This window comes from Streptomyces sp. NPDC051921 (genome assembly GCF_040680975.1).
In the GTDB taxonomy this organism is placed as follows: domain Bacteria; phylum Actinomycetota; class Actinomycetes; order Streptomycetales; family Streptomycetaceae; genus Streptomyces.
Genome location: NZ_JBFAXU010000021.1, coordinates 134203 through 148883, shown reverse-complemented (window position 1 = coordinate 148883; position 14681 = coordinate 134203). Strand labels below are relative to the sequence as shown.

At 72.4% G+C, this 14681-nt stretch carries 12 protein-coding genes; 9 read left to right on the top strand and 3 right to left on the bottom strand.

Features of this window, described 5'->3' with window-relative positions; genetic code table 11:
* The first annotated feature begins 539 nt into the window (after positions 1-539).
* The 4 genes from AB0M16_RS26380 to AB0M16_RS26365 are packed head-to-tail and all read left to right on the top strand — an operon-like array spanning position 540 to position 3977.
* The gene (locus tag AB0M16_RS26380; protein WP_365347035.1) at positions 540-1391 is read left to right on the top strand and encodes an alpha/beta hydrolase; all 852 of its coding nucleotides are present in this window, start codon (positions 540-542) and stop codon (positions 1389-1391) included.
* The gene (locus tag AB0M16_RS26375; protein WP_365347033.1) at positions 1388-2185 is read left to right on the top strand and encodes an alpha/beta fold hydrolase; all 798 of its coding nucleotides are present in this window, start codon (positions 1388-1390) and stop codon (positions 2183-2185) included. The genes AB0M16_RS26380 and AB0M16_RS26375 overlap by 4 nt, the downstream gene beginning before the upstream one ends.
* Positions 2182-2763: an NAD(P)H-dependent oxidoreductase gene (locus AB0M16_RS26370; protein WP_365347031.1), complete on the top strand. Its 582-nt coding sequence runs from the start codon at positions 2182-2184 to the stop codon at positions 2761-2763. The genes AB0M16_RS26375 and AB0M16_RS26370 overlap by 4 nt, the downstream gene beginning before the upstream one ends.
* 44 nt (positions 2764-2807) lie before the next feature.
* Complete coding sequence (locus tag AB0M16_RS26365; RefSeq protein WP_365347029.1) at positions 2808-3977, top strand: helix-turn-helix domain-containing protein; 1170 nt, start codon at positions 2808-2810, stop codon at positions 3975-3977.
* 21 nt (positions 3978-3998) lie between these two features.
* On the opposite strand, the gene AB0M16_RS26360 is transcribed toward AB0M16_RS26365, so the two are convergent.
* Together AB0M16_RS26360 and AB0M16_RS26355 are read right to left on the bottom strand one after the other, a co-directional pair.
* Positions 3999-4259, bottom strand: coding sequence for a DUF1272 domain-containing protein (locus AB0M16_RS26360; RefSeq protein WP_365347027.1), 261 nt, complete (start codon positions 4257-4259; stop codon positions 3999-4001).
* A 56-nt stretch (positions 4260-4315) separates the two neighbouring features.
* Complete coding sequence (locus tag AB0M16_RS26355; protein WP_365347025.1) at positions 4316-5794, bottom strand: aldehyde dehydrogenase family protein; 1479 nt, start codon at positions 5792-5794, stop codon at positions 4316-4318.
* 455 nt (positions 5795-6249) lie between these two features.
* On the opposite strand from AB0M16_RS26355, the gene AB0M16_RS26350 reads away from it, so the two are divergent.
* Positions 6250-6870 carry a TetR/AcrR family transcriptional regulator gene (locus AB0M16_RS26350; RefSeq protein WP_365347023.1) on the top strand — a complete coding sequence of 207 codons (621 nt, stop codon included), beginning with the start codon at positions 6250-6252 and terminating at the stop codon, positions 6868-6870.
* A 246-nt stretch (positions 6871-7116) separates the two neighbouring features.
* On the opposite strand, the gene AB0M16_RS26345 is transcribed toward AB0M16_RS26350, so the two are convergent.
* A complete protein-coding gene (locus AB0M16_RS26345) occupies positions 7117-8445 on the bottom strand; it encodes an ABC transporter permease (RefSeq protein ID WP_365347021.1) in 1329 nt (442 codons plus the stop codon).
* Between the two features lie 211 nt (positions 8446-8656).
* On the opposite strand from AB0M16_RS26345, the gene AB0M16_RS26340 reads away from it, so the two are divergent.
* The 4 genes from AB0M16_RS26340 (at position 8657) to xdhB (ending at position 14680) form a co-directional block, all read left to right on the top strand.
* Positions 8657-9283, top strand: a complete 627-nt coding sequence (locus AB0M16_RS26340) for a TetR/AcrR family transcriptional regulator (RefSeq protein WP_365347019.1) — start codon at positions 8657-8659, stop codon at positions 9281-9283.
* A 132-nt stretch (positions 9284-9415) separates the two neighbouring features.
* Complete coding sequence (locus AB0M16_RS26335; protein ID WP_365347017.1) at positions 9416-10102, top strand: methyltransferase domain-containing protein; 687 nt, start codon at positions 9416-9418, stop codon at positions 10100-10102.
* A 700-nt stretch (positions 10103-10802) separates the two neighbouring features.
* Positions 10803-12278, top strand: coding sequence for an FAD binding domain-containing protein (locus tag AB0M16_RS26330; protein ID WP_365347015.1), 1476 nt, complete (start codon positions 10803-10805; stop codon positions 12276-12278).
* Complete coding sequence (gene xdhB, locus AB0M16_RS26325; RefSeq protein WP_365347013.1) at positions 12275-14680, top strand: xanthine dehydrogenase molybdopterin binding subunit; 2406 nt, start codon at positions 12275-12277, stop codon at positions 14678-14680. Before AB0M16_RS26330 ends, xdhB begins: the two co-directional genes overlap by 4 nt.
* Position 14681: the final 1 nt, after the last annotated feature.

Genomic DNA, 14681 nt, shown 5'->3' with positions numbered 1-14681 from the left:
CACCGGCGAAGGGTGGGACGTCAGTGGCACGACATGCCCGTGAGGTGGGCACAGGCAGGGTGAGTCGTGGTTGGCGGGCATGGCCCGATGGCTCGCTCGATCATGTAATCCCCCGTGGCGTCTGATCACTGTCGCAGTCGAAGCACCAGGTGAGGCCGGTGCTGTCGGGCTGCCTACGTCGTTCCGTGGGTGGCGCCCAGAGGGGGGCCAACCTGCGTTCAGAACGAGACGACGCGTTCTAACCTAGGAGCGGGGCGGTACTTCGTCAAGTGACGGGCGGGTGAACTGCGTGACGATCCAGAGGTGATGGCGGGGTGTGGGGCGACCCTCCGTCAAAAGCTGTTGCGCGCTGGTTACTGGCGAGTTAGCGTGCATGGGTTGCCGACGGTAATTCTTTGGCCTCGGGTCGGCGCCCGTGAATTCCGGCCGCCTCCGTGCAAGGCCCGCGCCGTCGAAATCAGCGCACGCACCACCTTCCTTCCGCAGACCACCGGGGCACCCATGCGTGCCCGCACGGCGAGAAATTCAGGGAGCGTTGTATGTCCGACGAACGGCGCCCGGCAGACGGCTGGCGCCCCGTGCCGACGGAGCCGGGGCTGTACACGGCCGGTCCGGGGGACGGCGAACCGCTCGTCCTGGTCCACGGCATCCGGCTGTCGGCGTGGATGTGGCAGCCGTATGCGGCCCGGCTCGCCCCCCGCTTCCGCCTCACCGCCTGCGACCTGCCCGGCCACGGCGCCCTCAGGGGGCGCCCGTTCACGCTGGAAGGCGCCGTCGAGCAGGTCGCTGCGGCCGTCCGGGAGGCCGCGCGCGCCACCGGGCGGCGCCCCTGGGTGGCGGGCGTCTCCCTCGGGGGGTACACCACGCTCGCCTACGGCGCCTCCGGCGGCAGCGAGGCGGCGGGACTCCTGGTCAACGGCGCCACGGCGCGCACCGGCGGCCGGGTGGCCCGCGAGTTCACGGCCATGTCCCGGCTGATCGACCGGGTCGGCCGCGAGCGCGCCGTACGGATCAACGAGGCGCTCTTCCGCCGTTTCCTGCCGTACGACACGGCCGCCGCCGTCCTCCACGGCGGCCTGGCCATGGAGGCCTTCCCCGAGGTCGTCGCCGACCTCGGCCGACGGGACTTCCTCGCCCTCGCCCGCGCCTGCACCACCCCTGTCCAGTTCGTCAACGGCCGTCGTGACCGCAGGTTCCGCACGGACGAACACGCCTTCGTCGACGCGGTCCGCGCCGACGGCACCCCCGCCGGCCTGGCCCTCGTCCCCGGCGGCCACGTCACGTGTCTGACCGACCCCGACCAGTACGGCCGCATCCTGTTCCGCGGCCACACCGAGCTCGCCCGGCTGGCCGGGTGCTCCGGCCAGGCCGGCAAGAAGGAGTCCTCATGAGCACCTGGATGCGCAACCTGCCCTCGGCCCCCGGCCTCCCGGACACGCGCGACCCCGGCCTCCTCGACGCGCGCGTCCTCTGCCTGCCGTACGCCGGCGGCACCGCGTCCGCCTACCGGTCCTGGGCGTCCGTGATGCCGCCGAACGTCCAGCTCCGGGCGGTCGAACTGCCCGGCCACGGACTGCGCCTCGCGGAGGAGCCGGTCCGGCGGTCCGCAGACGTGATCCGCCCCCTCGCGGACGAGCTGTCCCGCGAGCACAGACTGCTGCCGGTCCCGCGCACCATCCTGTTCGGCCACAGCATGGGAGCCCTGCTCGCCTACGAGCTGTGCCGCGCCCTGTGCGAGCGGGGCACCCCTCCCGCCGCCCTCGTCGTCTCGGGCATGTGCCCGGCGGACCGCCTCGACCGCAAGGCGAACGGCCTCCTCGCCGAACGCCAGCACCTTCTCATCGACCACATCCGCCAACTGGGCCAGACCCCGCCGGAGGTCCTCGAATCGCCCAAGATGCGCGAGCTCGTGCTGCGCCCGGCCCGGGCGGACTTCGAGCTGCTGGCGCACATCCCCGCCCCGGCGGCGACCCCGCTGGACGTGCCCGTGCTCGCCCTGGCAGGACAGCACGACTTCATCCAGCCGTCCCACTTCGTCGCCGACTGGAAACGGCACACGAAGCAGTGGCTCGGGATGCGGGTGCTGCACGGGGACCACTTCTTCCCCTGGCAGAGCGAGGACGTGGGCTACCTCCTGAACGAACTGGCCCGCACGATCCCCGTCCCCGCGGCGGCGGCCCGATGACCAGGCCCGCGGGGCGCACCGTGCTGGCGGTCTGTGCCAGCCCCTCCACCCCCTCCACGACCCAGCGCGTCCTGGACGACCTGGTGACGCCGCACCTGGCCCGCCTCGGCCTGCACGTCAGCGCGCTCGCGCTGCGCCCGCTCCCCGCGGAGGCGCTCGTGCACGGTGATGCCGGCCATCCGGCCCTCGCCTCGGCGGTCCGGCGACTGGAGCACGCCGACGGCGTGGTCATCGGCACACCCGTGCACAAGGCCTCCTTCACCGGGCTCCTCAAGGTCTTCCTCGACGTCCTGCCCCGCCATGCGCTCGCAGGCAAGGTCGTGCTGCCGCTCGCCACCGCGCACGACCGCCGGCACGGAACCCCGCTCATGCGCGGACTCGAGCCGGTGCTCGCGTCCATGGGCGGGCCGCGCGTGGCGCCCCTGTGCTGTCTCACCGCCAAGGACCTCGACGGCGGGCCCCCGCCCGGCGCCACGGCTCTCGACAGGGCCGTCGCGGGGTTCGCCAGGATGCTGCGCGACCCAGCTCACACCGGCCTTGCGTCACATCGACGTCCGACAGCACCCCGGCACGGGTAGGGTCCAGGGAGGGCGAGAAGATCATCTGAGGGGGGCCGAGTACCGTGGACCTGGCCACGACGGACCAGCGGCCGGACACCTACCCGACGGCGGCGGCGTCCGTGGCCGCGCACCTGCAGGCCGACATCGCGCGGTTGGCCGACCGGGCCACGGCCGAGATCCTGAGCCAGATCGTCAGCTTCCGCGACCACGACCTGCCCCGGGCCGACCTCGACGCGCACGTGCGGTTCTTCCTCGACGCCGGTATCCGCGCGCTCGGGGAAGGACGCACCGCCGCCACGGAGGCCGAACGCGAGGCGGCACGCACCTACGGGGCGCGGCGCGCCGGGGACGGCGTGCCGGCCGAGGACGTGATGCTCAGCTTCTACGTGGCGTTCCGCTCGGTGTGGGAGGAGACCTGCGACGCCCTCGCCCAGCGGGACGACCTCGGCGATCTGCTCCCGGCCATGGAACGAACGATGCTGTGGGTGCAGTACATCACCAGCGAGGTCGGCGCCGGACACCGCGACGCCCAGGCGGGTGCCTCGATGGCCCGACTGGCCGCGGGCCGTCGCCTTGCCGAGGTGCTCGACGACCCGGCCGTGCCGGAGAGCGAACTCCACACCGCGCTGGAACGACTGGACTTCGACCCGGAGGGCGACTTCCAGCTGTGGGTCAGCCGGCAGGAGGTGGACGCGTCCCGGCTGCGGGCGATCCAGTCGCGCCTGGAGGGCGGACCGGGGCAGTTCGTCGTCCTGGACACCCCCGGCGAGGTCGTCGTCGTGGGACAGGACCGGCAGCCTGCCACCCAGGTCGAGACCGCCCTCCTGGCGGACGGGGACGGCCCGGTCGGTGCCGGCCTGGTCCGCTCCGGACCGGCAGGGGTCCGCAGGAGCATCGACGACGCGCGACGTGCGCTCCGCGCGGGAGGCGGACGCCCGGGGGTGCACCGCTACGCGGACATCTGGCCCTTCGCGCTCGTCGCCGACGCCGGTGCGGGGCGTGTCCCGCTGCTCGACGAAGCCCTCGAAACGGCCCGGTCCAACCCCCATCTCGCCGAGGCGGTACGGGAGTTCGCCGATCACGGATTCTCGGTCGCGGCGGCAGCCCGGGCCCTGAACGTGCACGCCAACACCCTCACCTACCGCCTGGACCGCTGGCACGAGCTGACCGGTCTCGACTGTCGGACCTACCCGGGCCTCCTCACCTCGCGCGCGGCCGTGGAGCTCAGCTGAGCGTCGCCCACGGCCGCCCGCTCAGGCCCCTCCGTTTCCGCCCCGTCCGCCCACCCTCCGGGCGAAGCGCCGCATCCGGTCCGGCATGCGGGAGGCGATCGCGGCCGCCCCCGTCGTGCGGCGCGGCCGGCGCGTCAGCTCGCCCTTGCAGTTGGGGCACACCTCGGCGAAGCCCCGCGCGCAGGGCGGGCACCAGGTGCACTCGTAGCTGCAGATGAACGCCAGGGAATCCCCGGCCAGTTCCTGCGTGCAGCCCATGCAGCGAGGGCGCATCCGCAACATGTCCTTCTCCTCTTCGTCCGTCCGGAGTCCACCGGAGTCCACCGGATTCCGCTGGGTCAGCGGGAGTTGAGAAACGTGACCAGGCGCTGCAGCCGCTGCATGTCCTTCGCGCCGCGCGCGTAGGTCGACACGGCGAGCGGTACGTCGAACAGCTTGCGGGTCACGGCCTTCGGAACGGTGAACTCCCGCAGCCCGTCCGGGCCGTGGATCCGTCCGAAGCCGGAGGCGCCGCGCCCGCCGAACGGCAACGACGGCACGGCGGGGAAGGACAGGACGTCGTTCACGCTCACCATCCCGGTGCGCATCCGCTCCGCAAGGCGACGCGCGTCGCGGCGGGCGAAGACGGCGCCGCCCAGGCCGTACGCGGAGTCGTTGGCGCGCGCGACGCCCTCCTCGGCGTCGGCCACCCGGTTCACCACCAGCACCGGCCCGAACGTCTCCTCCCGGACGGCCGCTGAGTCCTCCGGCACGTCGGCGAGGACGACCGGACCGTGGACGTACGGCGGCCGGACCGACTCCGGACCGCCGACCACCGCGCGGCCCCCGCGCGCGAGGGCGTCGTCGATGTGCCGCCGGATCACGTCCAGCTGACCCGGCATCGTGACGGGGCCGAAGTCGGTGCCGGCCCGGAGCTCCTGGGCGCGCTCCACGCACCGGGCGAGGAAGCGCTCGTACACCGGGGCGGCGACGTAGACGCGCTCGATGCCCGCGCAGGACTGGCCCGCATTGCTGCACGCGCCCCACAGCGCCGACTCCACCGCGGCGTCGACGTCGGCGTCCGCCGCGACCACGAGCGCGTCCTTGCCTCCCAGTTCGAGCAGGGTGGGGGTCAGGGACGGCGCGCAGGAGGCCAGGACGCGGGCGCCGGTCCGGGCGGAGCCGGTGAAGGCGATCTTGTCGGCTCCGGCCGTGCACAGTGCCGCTCCGGTGCGGCCGTCGCCCGTGGCCAGGATCAGGACCTCGTGGCCGGGCACCGCCTCCGCGAAGGTGTCCGCCAACCACGCGCCGATGGCCGGCGTGTACTCGCTGGGTTTGAACACCACGGCGTTCCCGGCGGCGAGCGCGTAGGCGATGGAGCCGAGCGGGGTGTGCACCGGGTAGTTCCAGGGGCCGATCACCCCGATCACGCCGAAGGGCCGGTACTCCACCGTGGCGTACTGGTTGGCCATGAGCAGCCCCGACGGGACCCGGCGCCGTCCGAGGACCTTGCGGGAGTGGCGCGCTGCCCAGTCCAGATGGGTCAGGGCCGCCGTCATCTCGATCAGCGCGTCGGCCTTCACCTTGCCGTTCTCGCGCTCCATCAGGGTGATGATCTCCGGCAGCCGACGGGCCATCACGCGACGCCAGGCGAGCAGGAGAGGCCGCCGTCCGGAGTGACCGAGGCGCTCCCACGCCCCGGAGGCCCTTCGGGCCCGGGCCACCTTCTCCCGTACGGTCCGCTCGTCGTCCACGGGGAAGGAGCCGATCTCCTCGCCGCTGACCGGGTCGAGCGAGGCGAACCGCGGGAGCGTGCCCGTGTCGTCGATGGCCGTCATAGGGGCCTGCCTTTCGGGAAGAGGGGAAGCCGCAGGGCCACGACGCCCGTCGGAGCAGGGGAAGAACCCCGTACGGGCCCGCCCGGACGGCACCTTGACAGTGCTGTGGCACACACCTAGCCTAAAACGAAACGATCCGTTCTGACCAGAGGTGCTGGAGGGTCCATGCCGTCCCGCCGGCCTTTATTCCTGGCGTAGTTGATGGAGATCGTGCTCCGGTCGGCCACGCCGATCCCGCCCCGCGGTACCGGCCCGAGCAGTCGGACGCGAACCGGGTGCGGCAGCCCGGCGCCCCGCCGCGCGGGCATGTCGTGCCCGGGTGGTAAAACCGTTGCCCTGATCGTCTCGCCCCGCGCACACCGCACGGCGACACCTGCCCCGGGCCCGACCACCCGCCACCGGGTCGGTGACCACCTGGTCCGACGAGGCTGCCCGAGAGAAGAGGAGATCCCGGTATGGGGGATAAGCGCACGCTGCACAGCGTCATGGCCCCGTCCGGCCTGCAACGCCGCGACCTGGAGGCGAGGAAGCGGATCCTCGCCTCCACGCTCAAACTCCTCAAGAAGGAGGGGTACGCGAACCTCACCATCGGCGAGGTGGCGACGGACGCGAAGGTCGGCAAGGCCACGCTGTACCGATCCTGGCCCGGGAAGGCCGAGTTGGTCCTCGACGCGGTGCGCACCCGGCTCAAGGACGTCCCGGTCGACGAGACCGGCGACTCCACGGAGGAGATCCTCGCCGTCGCGCGTCAGGCCCTGGCCGACTTCTTCTGCTCGCCCGAGGTCCAGGTCATCCTTCCCGCGCTGATCGCGGACACCGCCCGCAACCCCGAGCTGCGGGAACGCCTGCGCGAGGACATCATCGAGCCCCGGCGCGCCCGCGCCCGCACCGTGCTCGAACGCGCCATCGAGCGGGGTGACCTGCCCGACGGCACCGACATCCCCATGCTGCTGGAGATGTGGGCGGGCGCGATGATGTTCCGCAGCGTCTTCTACGGCGGCGCGTTCGACGAGGACGCCATCGAACGCATGGTCACCGCCACCATGTCCTCACCCCCGCGGCTCCCTGACGCCTGACCTCGACGGGCGGTTCGGCGCGGTCGCCGGCAACTTGTTGCGTGACCATCCTGCCAGCCGCGCCGACTCCCGCCCACTGGGAAATCCCCGAAACCTCACCCGTCACTTCCGTCACTTCCACGACCCGCTTACGGGGGTGGTCGGGGGATCGACCGAGCGAAGAAGCGGCTCCGGTACGACGCGCGGACGCGCCGTACCGGAGCCGCTTCGCCGTCACCGTCCCGCACCGGCACGTCGGCCTCGCGCCTATGACGGAACGGGCACCGGCTCCTGCACGGCTGACTGGCGGTGCTGGAACTCGTGCTCCGCCGCACGGTGGTAGCCCCTGCGGTCGTACCAGCTGCTGACGCCCAGGCCGAGCACCAGGGCGCCGAGGCCGTACCCGGCCACGACCGTCCACGCCTGGACCGAGACGTCGCCGCTGCGGAAGAACAGCAGGCTGCGTGCTCCCGCGGCGATGTGCCGGGCCGGGAGCAGGCCACCGAGGGTGTCGAGTGCGCCGGGCAGCGCCTCCACGGGCAGCGCGGCTCCGGACAACGGGATGCCGAGCAGGGTCAGGAGCAGCAGCGCGACCACCTGGCCCGGGGCACCGAAGGCGGCGAACAGCGCCAGCGTCACCAGCGTGACCGAGGCGCAGGCCGCGCCGCCGAACAGCACGAACTGCGTTCCGTCCGACGCGTCCAGGTCCGTGATCCACAGGCAGAGCAGTGCGACGACCGCGCCCGCGGCGAAGCCCATCACGGCAGCCGGCAGGGACTTGGCCAGGAACGTCGTGGTCCTGGTGATGCGGACGGCGGGCCGCTGCCGGCGGCGGGGTCCCACTTCGAGCGGGACGTAGCCGAGCCGGGAGTCCAGCATCATCGTCAGCAGGGAAGCCGGCACCAGCCCGGACACGAGCAGCGCGATGGCGAAGTACAGGGGGACGGCCCCCGACGTCGCGCCGCCGGTCGCGCCGCCGGTGCTCCGGACGGTCTCCTTCACCTCGACCGGGTCGCCCAGCAGGGCCAGGAAGCCCGCTGGCGGAGCGCCGGACGAGCCGGCGGCGGAGGCCTTGCCCGGATGCGACGCCTGTGCCGTGAGGGCGTCGCCCACCTGTCGCGACACCTGCGCGGCGGCCGTCCGCAGCACCTTGTCCGCCATGGACGTGGCCATTCCGGCGGTCCCGGTGTGGCCGAGGATCTCCAGGGACGGGCGCCGGCCGGCCGGGCCGGAACCGCCGAGCAGGGCCAGTGAGCGTCGGCTGAAGTCCGCGGGGACGACGAGCGCGGCGTACGCCTCCTGGTCGTCCAGGAGCCGCTCGGCCTGCGCCCGCGTGGCGACCCGCTGCCACCGCAGCCGCCCGTCGTCCGCGGCCCGCGTGAGCTCCCCGGCGACCCGGTCGCCGAAGTTCACCGCGCCCGCGGGCCCCCGGGCGCCCTGGTCCTCCGTCACCAGCACCAGCGGGAGCCCGTGCAGATGCCGCTCGGGGTCGGCCGCGGGTCCCAGATAGCTGAGCGTGGACACGGCGGCGACCACGCAGCCGAGCAACGTCAGGGCCCAGGCCAGAGGGTGTTTCCATAATGTCGCGGCCCGCATGGGGGACCACCTTTCCTTGGGGGTCGAGCGTGCTGCCGGGGATCGCCGGTCGTCAGGCACGCGGAGCTGTCGAGGACCTGGCTCCCGGCTCCCGGGCGAGGAGTGGAGAAGAGTCGTGGACATCGCAACGCAACGGTGCGTTGCGATACTAGGAGCCGACCGCCCACGACTGCAACGCACCGTTGCGTTTTGCTTGATACGGTGGGCCGCGATGACGGATGACACGCGGACACCAGCCAGGAGCGGCGGCCCCCGCCGCCGTGACGAGATCTTCGCGGCCTGCCTCGATCTCCTGGCCGAGCACGGTTACGACCTGCTGACGATCGAAGGTGTCGCCCAGCGGGCGAACGTCAACAAGACCACCATCTACCGCTGGTGGCCGTCCAAGTCCGAGCTGCTGCGCGACGCCCTGCTCAACTCGGGCCTGCTCGCCTTCGATCTTCCCGACACCGGCAGCCTGGCCGGCGACCTCGCCGCCCTCGGCGCCCGGGTCCAGGACCTGCTCGCGAGCGAGCACAAGCGCGCCGTGGTCGAGTCCGCTCTGGTCGGCGCCGTGCGACACCCCGCCATGCGCGACCTCGTCTCCTCCTTCCTGGAGGATCGCCTCGGCAGGCACCAGCCGATCTTCGTGCGCGCCGTGGCCCGGGGGGAGCTCCCGACGTCCTTCGATCCGGCGCTCCTCGTCGACGCACTCGCCGGCGCCCTCTGGCTCCGGATCCTCGTCCGCCGTCGTGGAGTCACCGAAGGCTTCGCTCAGGAGATCGTCACCCTGCTGATGAACGGTGCCGCCGGCTGCGCCCCCTCCCCAGCCCCCTCATCGGCCGGTCCCGCTTCGTGAACACCGCCCGGTCCCGGCGCACCACGCCCGTCGTGGTGACGGCCGGAGGCCGGGCAGCCGGGCGGAGCAGGCGGTTCGCCCGCCCTCCCGCCCGCCTCGCGCCGGTCGCCACGACGACGGATCGTTGACGTCATGACTCCCCGTCCGACCAAACCCCACCCGCTCTTCGCCCGCTTCTACGCCGGGGTCGCCGGCCCCGCGCTGGAAAGGGCGGGCATCGACGCGCATCGACGGCGCCTCCTGGCCGGCCTCGGCGGCGTGGTCCTCGAGGTCGGAGCGGGCAACGGGCTGAACTTCCCGCACTACCCGCCCGAGGTGACCCGACTGGTCGCCGTCGAACCGGAACCGAACCTGCGGGCCCTGGCCGTACGGCGGGCCCGCGAGGCCGCCGTCCCGGTCGAGGTGGCGGGCGGTCGCGCCGAGGGGCTTCCCTTCCGCGACGCGTCCTTCGACGCGGCCGTGGTGTGTCTGACCCTCTGCTCGGTGGCCGACCAGCGGGCGGCCCTGGCGGAGCTCCGTCGAGTCCTCAGGCCCGACGGACAGCTGCGGTTCCTGGAGCACGTGCGCTCCGGCACGCCGGCCATGCGGCGCGTCCAGCGCGTGCTCGACGCCACCGTCTGGCCGCGGCTGGCGGGCGGCTGCCACACCGGGCGCGACACCCAGGCCGCCATCACCGCGGCCGGTTTCACCGTCACGGCCGTCGACCGCTTCGCCTTCCCCGAGACCCGCGTCCCCGTTCCGGCCGGTACCCACATCCTCGGCACCGCCGTGCCCGGCGGCCCGGGGCCTCGCCGTCGGCCCGGCGCGGCGACGTACTGAGCGGGCCGGGCTCTCCAGGAGCCGGAGCGCGGGGCCGGCGGCGAACCCGAGGGCGGCGGACGCCGTGGCGGCGACGCGGGGAAGCCCCGTGCCGGTCGGTCGCCGTCGGCGAGAGCGCCGGCGCCGCCGACGGCGACCGCGGGCACGATCCGGCCGTCGCCGTGCGTCCTCGGCGGGCGGCATCCCGGCGGAGCCGGTCCGCCCGCGCCCCGGGTGTCGGGCAGGCCGCATCACACAGTTCATAACGTGCTCCCGCCCTTTCGGGCGCAGATGCGAGCACCTTCCCCCGGAGTGGGCGTCCCGGCCGCTGTGCGGGACGCCGACCGCGGGAGAAGCGGCAGCTCAGAGTCCCGGAGGGGATGCTTGACCGAAACGCGTCCGGCATCGTACTTTCGAGCGAACCGACCCGTGAGCTGTGGAAAGGAGGCGAAGTCGGATGTCGATCTTCTCCGACCTGAATCGCCTCGCTCACCGGACCGCCTGGGTCCCGGGTCGTGTAGCGCACGGCTGCTAACAGCCGTTTCTCCGGCGTGCCCGCTCGCGGCCCCGGCTTCTTTTGATTTCTGTTACCGCCTGCGGCGTCACGTCGTGCAACCACCGATGTGCGCTCCGCGTTCTCCACTTGCGCCACCGAAACAGAAAGTCCTGAAATGGCGACTAGGGCACCCATAACTGCCGTGCACCGAAATGAGGAAATGTCATGGTAGCTGCACGGATTACCGTCAATGGGCAGGATGCGGCGATCGCACCCGCTTCGCCCCACACGACGGTGCTCGACTTTCTGCGCGAGCGCGGCCTCACCGGCACCAAGGAAGGCTGTGCCGAGGGCGAGTGCGGCGCCTGTTCGGTGCTCGTGGCCCGGCCGGGCGTGAACAAGCCCACGGACTGGGTGGCCGTCAACGCCTGCCTGGTCCCGGTCGCGGCGCTCGACGGCCAGGAGGTCATCACCTCCGAGGGCCTCGCCACCCCCGGCGAGCCCGGCACGCCGCCCACGCTGCACCCGGTGCAGGAGGAGATGGCGGTCCGAGGCGGTTCGCAGTGCGGTTACTGCACGCCCGGATTCATCTGCAGCATGGCGTCGGAGTACTACCGGCCCGACCGCTGCGCGCACGAGGACCCGGAGTCGGCCGACGGCACCGACCACGACCACGAGCACGGTCCGAACGGCTTCGACCTGCACTCGCTGAGCGGGAACCTGTGCCGCTGTACCGGCTACCGCCCGATCCGCGACGCCGCGTTCGCCGTCGGTGAGCCCACCGACGAGGACCCGCTGGCGCAGCGCCGCGACGAAGCCCCGCCGGCCCCGGTCGCCACCGAGTACACCCAGGACGACAGCACGTTCCTGCGCCGCACCACCCTGGCCGAGACGCTGCAGCTGCTGCGCGAGCGGCCCGACGCGGTCGTGGTCGCCGGCTCCACCGACTACGGCGTCGAGGTGAACATCCGCTCCCGCCGGGAGGGTTGCGTGGTCGCCATCGACCGGCTGCCCGAACTCCGTGAGCTGCGCGTCGAGTCCGACCACATCGAGATCGGCGCCGCCCTGACGCTGACCGAGATCGAGCGTCGCCTCGACGGCGAGGTCCCGCTCCTCGCGGAGCTGTTCCCGCAGTTCGCCTCGCGGCTCATCCGCAACAGCGGGACCCTCGGCGGCAACCTGGGTACCGGCTCCCCGATCGGTGACAGCCCGCCGGTGCTGCTCGCGCTCGAGGCGTCGCTGGTGCTCGCCGACGCCGACGGCGAGCGCGTGGTCCCGCTGGCCGACTACTTCACCGGCTACCGGCAGAGCGTGCGTCGTCCCGACGAGCTGATCCGCGCCGTCCGCATCCCGCTGCCGCTGTCGCGGGTCACGGCCTTCCACAAGATCGCCAAGCGCCGCTTCGACGACATCTCCAGCGTGGCGGTCGCCTTCGCCCTCGACATCGAGGACGGGATCGTCCGCAAGGCGCGCATCGGCCTGGGCGGCGTGGCCGCCACCCCGATCCGCGCGCTCGCCACCGAGGCGGCCCTGGAGGGCAAGCCCTGGTCGGCGGAGACCGTCGAAGCCGCGGCCCGGGTGCTGAGGGGCGAGGGCACGCCGATGGACGACCATCGCGCCAGCTCCCTCTACCGTTCCGCGATGCTCGGCCAGAGCCTGTTGAAGCTGCACGCACAGACCACCGAGGCGGTGTCGTCATGAGTCATCTGTCCGAGCGTCCCCAGAAGCCTGTCGTCGGTGTCTCGATGCCGCACGAGAGTGCCTTCCAGCACGTCACCGGTACCGCGCTCTACACCGACGACCTGGTCCAGCGCACCAAGGACGTGCTGCACGCCTACCCGGTCCAGGTCATGAAGGCCCGCGGCCGGATCACCGCCCTGCGCACCGAGCCCGCGCTGGCCGTGCCCGGCGTGGTCCGCGTGCTGACCGGTGCCGACGTGCCCGGCGTCAACGACGCCGGCATGAAGCACGACGAGCCGCTGTTCCCCGACGAGGTCATGTTCCACGGCCACGCGGTCGCCTGGGTGCTCGGCGAGACCCTGGAGGCGGCGCGGCTCGGTGCCGCGGCCGTCGAGGTGGAACTCGAGGAACTGCCCTCCCTGGTCTCGCTGCAGGAGGCGATCGCGGCGGGCAGCTACCACGGTGCCCAGCCCCTCATGGTGCACGGCGACATCGACGCCGGCTTCGCCGACTCCGCGCACGTGTTCACCGGTGAGTTCCAGTTCTCCGGTCAGGAGCACTTCTACCTGGAGACGCACGCCGCGCTGGCCCAGGTCGACGAGAACGGGCAGCTGTTCATCCAGAGCAGCACCCAGCACCCGTCGGAGACCCAGGAGATCGTCTCCCACGTGCTCGGCGTGCCGGCCCACGAGGTGACCGTGCAGTGCCTGCGGATGGGCGGCGGCTTCGGCGGCAAGGAGATGCAGCCGCACGGCTTCGCGGCCGTCGCCGCGCTCGGCGCGAAGCTCACCGGTCGGCCCGTCCGGTTCCGGCTCAACCGGACCCAGGACATGACCATGTCCGGCAAGCGGCACGGGTTCCACGCCACGTGGAAGATCGGCTTCGACGCCGACGGGCGCATCCAGGCCCTGGACGCCAGCCTGGTCGCGGACGGCGGCTGGAGCCTGGACCTCTCCGAGCCGGTGCTCGCCCGCGCGCTGTGCCACATCGACAACACGTACTGGATCCCCAACGCACGCGTCGCCGGTCGCATCGCCAAGACCAACACGGTCTCCAACACCGCCTTCCGAGGCTTCGGCGGACCGCAGGGCATGCTGGTGATCGAGGACATCCTGGGGCGCTGCGCGCCGCAGCTCGGCCTGGACCCCATGGAGCTGCGGGAGCGCAACTTCTACCAGCCGGGCCAGGGGCAGACGACGCCGTACGGGCAGCCGGTCACGCAGGCCGAACGGATCTCCACCATCTGGCGGCAGGTGCAGGACGACGCCGGCATCGCCGACCGCAAGCGCGAGATCGCGGCCTTCAACGCCGCGCACCCGCACACCAAGCGGGCCCTCGCGATCACCGGCATCAAGTTCGGCATCTCGTTCAACCTCACCGCCTTCAACCAGGGCGGCGCCCTGGTGCTGATCTACAAGGACGGCTCCGTCCTGATCAACCACGGCGGCACCGAGATGGGCCAGGGCCTGCACACCAAGATGATGCAGGTGGCCGCGACCACGCTGGGCATCCCGCTGCACAAGGTGCGGCTGGCGCCGACGCGGACCGACAAGGTGCCCAACACCTCTGCCACCGCCGCCAGTTCCGGTGCGGACCTGAACGGCGGTGCGATCAAGAACGCCTGCGAGCAGCTGCGCGAGCGTCTGCTGCAGGTGGCCGCCAGCCAGCTGGGTGCGAACGCCTCCGACGTGCGCATCGTGGAGGGCGTCGCGACCGTCCTGGGCAGCGACAAGGAGCTGGCCTGGGACGACCTGGTGCACACCGCGTACTTCCAGCGGGTCCAGCTGTCGGCGTCCGGTTTCTACCGGACCGAGGGGCTGCACTGGGACGCGAAGTCCTTCCGCGGCACGCCGTTCAAGTACTTCGCCTACGGCGCCGCGGCGACCGAGGTGGAGGTCGACGGCTTCACCGGCAAGTACCGCATCCGGCGCGTGGACATCGTGCACGACGTCGGCGAGAGCCTCTCCCCGATGATCGACATCGGTCAGGTCGAGGGTGGCTTCGTGCAGGGCGCGGGCTGGCTGACGCTCGAGGACCTGCGCTGGGACACCAGCGACGGCCCGAACCGCGGCCGGTTCCTGACCCAGGCGGCGAGCACCTACAAGCTGCCGAGCTTCTCGGAGATGCCCGAGGAGTTCAACGTCACGCTGCTCGAGAACGCCACCGAAGAGGGCGCCGTGTACGGCTCCAAGGCGGTGGGCGAGCCTCCGCTGATGCTCGCCTTCTCGGTGCGCGAGGCGCTGCGGCAGGCCGCCGCTGCCTTCGGCCCCACCGGAGTCAGCGTGGACCTCGGGTGCCCCGCGACTCCCGAGGCGGTGTTCTGGGCGGTCGAGGCCGCCCGCGCGAGCGACGTGCAGCCGGACGGCCTTGCGCAGGGGGGCAGCGAAAGCCCCGTCGGCGCAAGCGCTTTGAGCAATGCCTGAC